Below are 3,973 nucleotides of genomic sequence, written 5' to 3' on the forward strand. Positions count from 1 at the left end.
CCGCCGCGCCGCGCACCGTCCCCCCGCCCGCCCTCACGCCGCATCCGTCAGATACGCCGACACCACCACATTCGCCGAATACTCCCGCCGCTCCGGATCGTACGTCCCGCCACAGGTGATCAGCCGCAGCTCCGCCCGCCCCTCCCGCTGCGGCCCGTACACCCGGTCCGGGTCGAAATCCGCACGCTCCACCACCTCGGTCCCGCTCACCGTGAACGCCGCCACCGAACCGTCGTCCCGCACCACCCGCACCGCGTCCCCCGGCTCCACCGACCCCAGCGCATGGAACACCGCCCGGTCCGTCTCGGTGTCCACATGCCCCACCAGCACCGCCGCCCCCTCCGCACCCGGCGCCGGAGAACCCGCGTACCAGCCCACCAGCTCCGGCTCGCTGAACGGCGGCGGCGCCACCCCGCCGCTGTCGTCCACCCCGCGCGCCATGATGTCCGCCCGCACCCCGATCGCCTCGATCTCCAGCACCGCCGGATCCACCCCGCCCGCCAGCGGATCCGCCGCCGGAGGCAGCGACCCGCGCGCCCCCGCCGCCTGCGCCGCACCCGGCGCCGCGCCCGGCAGCCACCCACCGCCCTCGGTCAGCTGACGGCCCCACAGCCACAGCCCCGTCAGCAGCAGCGCCCACGCCACACAGGAGACCAGACGGCCGGTGCCCGAAGCGGTCGGCTCGTCCTCCATCACCTCTCCCGGGACCGCAGCCGCCGCACCGTCAGCCCGGCCGCCGCCGCCAGCACCCCCGACAGCACCGTCAGCGCCGTCGGCACCTCCGGCACCCGCTCCTCGCGCTCACCGGCCACCGGCTCGGACCCCGCCGTACCGCCACCGCCCGCCCGCACCGGAGCCGAGGGCCGCGCCGGCAGCGAAGGCTCCGCCTCCCGCTCGTGCCCGCGCCCCTCCTCCTGCCCCCGCTCGTGCTCCTTGCCGTGCCCCGCCCCCTGATCCTTGTCGTGACCGCGCCCACCCTCGTCCGCCACGACCTTCACCTGACCCGACACCGCCCGGTCGTTCCCGTCGCACGACACATCCACCGGATACGCGCCCGGTTCCACCGTCGAACTGATCCGCGCCTCGCCGAACAGCCCGCCCTCCGCCGACGGCGCCAGCACCGCCTCCGCGACAAACGCCTCCGAATGCGCGGTACCGCTCGCCTCCCGGCACCCCGTCACCCGCAGCACCACTTCCTCGCCCGGCCGCGGCCCGGCCGGCGAGACGTGCACCTCCCCGCGCTCCCGCTCCCCGCCGGACGCGAACGCCGCCCCGGCCGGCACCGACACCACCGCCAGCGCCATCGACAACGTGACCAAGGTGAGCCCGGCGGGCCTGACGATGCTCATGGCACAACCTCCGGATCGATCCCATCCGAAAGTCACCCGCCCGCCGCCCCCACGCACCCCGGGAGCCGCCGCCGTTACGCCATCGGGTGACGCGAATCCCCCGTTCGCGTCACCCGCACCCCACCCCGCGCCTCAGACCCGGTCCACCAGATCCGCGATCGAATCCACCACCTTGGACGGCCGGAACGGATACCGGTCGATGTCCTCCGGCCGGGTCAGCCCCGTCAGCACCAGGAACGTCTCCATCCCCGCCTCCAGACCCGCCAGCACATCGGTGTCCATCCGGTCACCGATCATCGCGCTCGTCTCCGAATGCGCCCCGATCTCGTTCAGACCCGCCCGCATCATCAGCGGATTCGGCTTCCCCACGAAATACGGCTCACGCCCCGTCGCCTTCGTGATCAGCGCCGCCACCGAACCCGTCGCCGGCAGCGCCCCCTCCGCGGAGGGACCCGTGTGATCCGGGTTCGTCGCGATGAACCGCGCCCCGTCATTGATCAGCCGGATCGCCTTCGTCAGCGACTCGAAGCTGTAGGTACGCGTCTCACCCAGCACCACATAGTCCGGCGCCGCGTCACTGAGCACATAGCCCACATCGTGCAGCGCCGTCGTCAGCCCCGCCTCACCGATCACATACGCGCTGCCACCCGGCCGCTGCTCCGCCAGGAACTGCGCCGTCGCCAGCGCCGAGGTCCAGATGCTCTCCACCGGCACCTCAAGACCCATCCGCGCCAGCCGCGCGTGCAGATCCCGCCGCGTGTAGATCGAGTTGTTCGTCAGCACCAGGAACGGACGCCCCGACTCCCGCAGCCGCTTCAGAAAACGGTCCGCGCCCGCAATCGGCACCCCCTCATGGATGAGCACCCCATCCATGTCGGTCAGCCACGACTCGATCGGCTTGCGCTCAGTCACCCTGCTCGCCTCCCGCCGGCGCCAGCTCCAGATCACGGATCAGCTTCGCCACGTGCCCGGTCGCCTTCACGTTGTACAGCGCCCGCTCGACCTTCCCGTCCGCACCCACGACCACCGTCGAACGGATGACACCGGTCACCGTCTTCCCGTACAGCTTCTTCTCCCCGAACGCCCCGTACGCGGCCAGCACCTCCTTGTCCGGGTCGCTCAGCAGAGTGATCCCCAGGCTCTCCTTCTCCCGGAACTTCGCCAGCTTCTCCGGCTTGTCCGGCGAGATCCCGATGACGTCGTACCCCGCCCCGGCCAGCAGCTCCAGATTGTCCGTGAAGTCGCACGCCTGCTTGGTGCAGCCCGGGGTCAGCGCCGCCGGGTAGAAATAGACAATGACCTTGCGCCCGGCACGATCGGCCAGCGACACCCGCTTGCCATCGGCATCGGGCAGGGAGAAGGCGGGGGCGGGATCCCCCGGCTGAAGGCGCTCACTCATCGCGGATCCTCTCGGTCGGTCCTACGGGCACTGCGCCACCCAGCCTAATCGGGGGCTGCGACAGGCAGCGGCTGGGAGGAGCTGACACACTGTCCCGTAAACCCGAGACGGGACGGACCATGGAGGCGTGAGCGTGTCGCAAGCAGCCGAGAACCCCGCGGCGATCGAGGCGCGGATCCACAGGCGGCGGGAGAGCCTGCGGGGCACCCTCGAAGAGATCGGCGTCCGGGTACACCCCAGGACCATCGTCGGAGACGCCAAAGCCCGCGCCGCCGCCAGCGTCGACCGCACCGTCGGCGGCTTCCGCGAGAAGCTCACCCACCCCGACGGCAGCCCCCGGATGAGCCGCGTCGTCCCGATCGCGCTCGCCGTGGTCGCCGTCGGCCTGATGATCGCCACCTCCCGGTCCGCCCCCGGCGGCAAGGACCCGCGGAACCGGTAGCCGAACGTTCAACGACCTGAGATACCGTCTTCCCCGTGAGTTCGAACCCCACCCACGACAAACTGCCGATCCGGATGCTCCACGACCGGATCCTCGTCCGCGCGGACGGCGAGGGCGGCGAACGCCGCTCCTCGGGCGGCATCGTCATCCCGGCGACCGCCCAGGTCGGCCGCCGGCTCGACTGGGCCGAGGTGGTGGCGGTCGGGCAGAACGTCCGCACCGTCGAAGTCGGCGACCGGGTGCTGTACGACCCCGAGGACCGCGCCGAGGTCGAGGTGCGCGGCGTCGCCTACGTCCTGATGCGCGAACGCGACCTGCACGCCGTGGCCGCCGAACGCCTCCAGGGCTCCGACGACTCCACCGGGCTCTACCTCTGACGACCCCGGCGGCCCCACAGGCCCCCCGGGCCCCACAGGCCCGGTACCGCTAGTCGCCCACCGGACCGTCCCGCCCGTCCGCCCCGTCACCCGGCGGCGACGGCGCCTCCGAGGGCTCCACCGGCGGCTCCCCCTCGCGCGGCGGCCGCGACGGAGCCGGCCCCGTCGACGGCTCGGCGGGGCCGGACGGCGGCACCGGCGACCGCGGCACCGACGGCGAAGGCGCCACCGACGGCGACACCTCACCGGACCGCCCGCCCCCCCGCGACCCCCCCCCCCCCCCGCCCCCCCCCCGCCCACCCCCCAAAACCCCCCCCCCCCCCCCCCCCCCCCCCCCCCCCCCCCCCCCCACCCCCCCCCCCCCCCCCCCCCCCCCCCCCCCCCCCCCCCCCCCCCCCCCCCCCCC

At 73.6% G+C, this 3,973-nt stretch carries 6 protein-coding genes; 2 read left to right on the top strand and 4 right to left on the bottom strand.

Going from position 1 to position 3,973, the window contains the following annotated elements; translation table 11 throughout:
* Positions 1–33: 33 nt before the first annotated feature.
* The 4 genes from ACFV5N_RS17595 to bcp all read right to left on the bottom strand — a co-directional run bounded on the left by ACFV5N_RS17595 (position 34) and on the right by bcp (position 2,748).
* Positions 34–693, bottom strand: coding sequence for a class F sortase (locus ACFV5N_RS17595; RefSeq protein ID WP_385600316.1), 660 nt, complete (start codon positions 691–693; stop codon positions 34–36).
* On the bottom strand, positions 693–1,349 hold the full coding sequence (locus ACFV5N_RS17600; RefSeq protein ID WP_385600319.1) for a hypothetical protein: 657 nt from the start codon (positions 1,347–1,349) through the stop codon (positions 693–695). The genes ACFV5N_RS17595 and ACFV5N_RS17600 overlap by 1 nt, the downstream gene beginning before the upstream one ends.
* 132 nt (positions 1,350–1,481) lie before the next feature.
* On the bottom strand, positions 1,482–2,261 hold the full coding sequence (locus ACFV5N_RS17605; RefSeq protein ID WP_385600322.1) for an HAD-IIA family hydrolase: 780 nt from the start codon (positions 2,259–2,261) through the stop codon (positions 1,482–1,484).
* The gene (gene bcp / locus ACFV5N_RS17610; RefSeq protein ID WP_385600325.1) at positions 2,254–2,748 is read right to left on the bottom strand and encodes a thioredoxin-dependent thiol peroxidase; all 495 of its coding nucleotides are present in this window, start codon (positions 2,746–2,748) and stop codon (positions 2,254–2,256) included. The genes ACFV5N_RS17605 and bcp overlap by 8 nt, the downstream gene beginning before the upstream one ends.
* Before the next feature lie 133 nt (positions 2,749–2,881).
* On the opposite strand from bcp, the gene ACFV5N_RS17615 reads away from it, so the two are divergent.
* On the top strand, positions 2,882–3,190 hold the full coding sequence (locus tag ACFV5N_RS17615) for a DUF3618 domain-containing protein (protein ID WP_385600328.1): 309 nt from the start codon (positions 2,882–2,884) through the stop codon (positions 3,188–3,190).
* A gap of 74 nt (positions 3,191–3,264) precedes the next feature.
* Complete coding sequence (locus ACFV5N_RS17620) at positions 3,265–3,567, top strand: co-chaperone GroES (protein WP_051131108.1); 303 nt, start codon at positions 3,265–3,267, stop codon at positions 3,565–3,567.
* The last annotated feature ends 406 nt before the right edge of the window (positions 3,568–3,973 follow it).

It is taken from the genome of Streptomyces sp. NPDC059853, assembly GCF_042731495.1.
GTDB lineage: Bacteria > Actinomycetota > Actinomycetes > Streptomycetales > Streptomycetaceae > Streptomyces.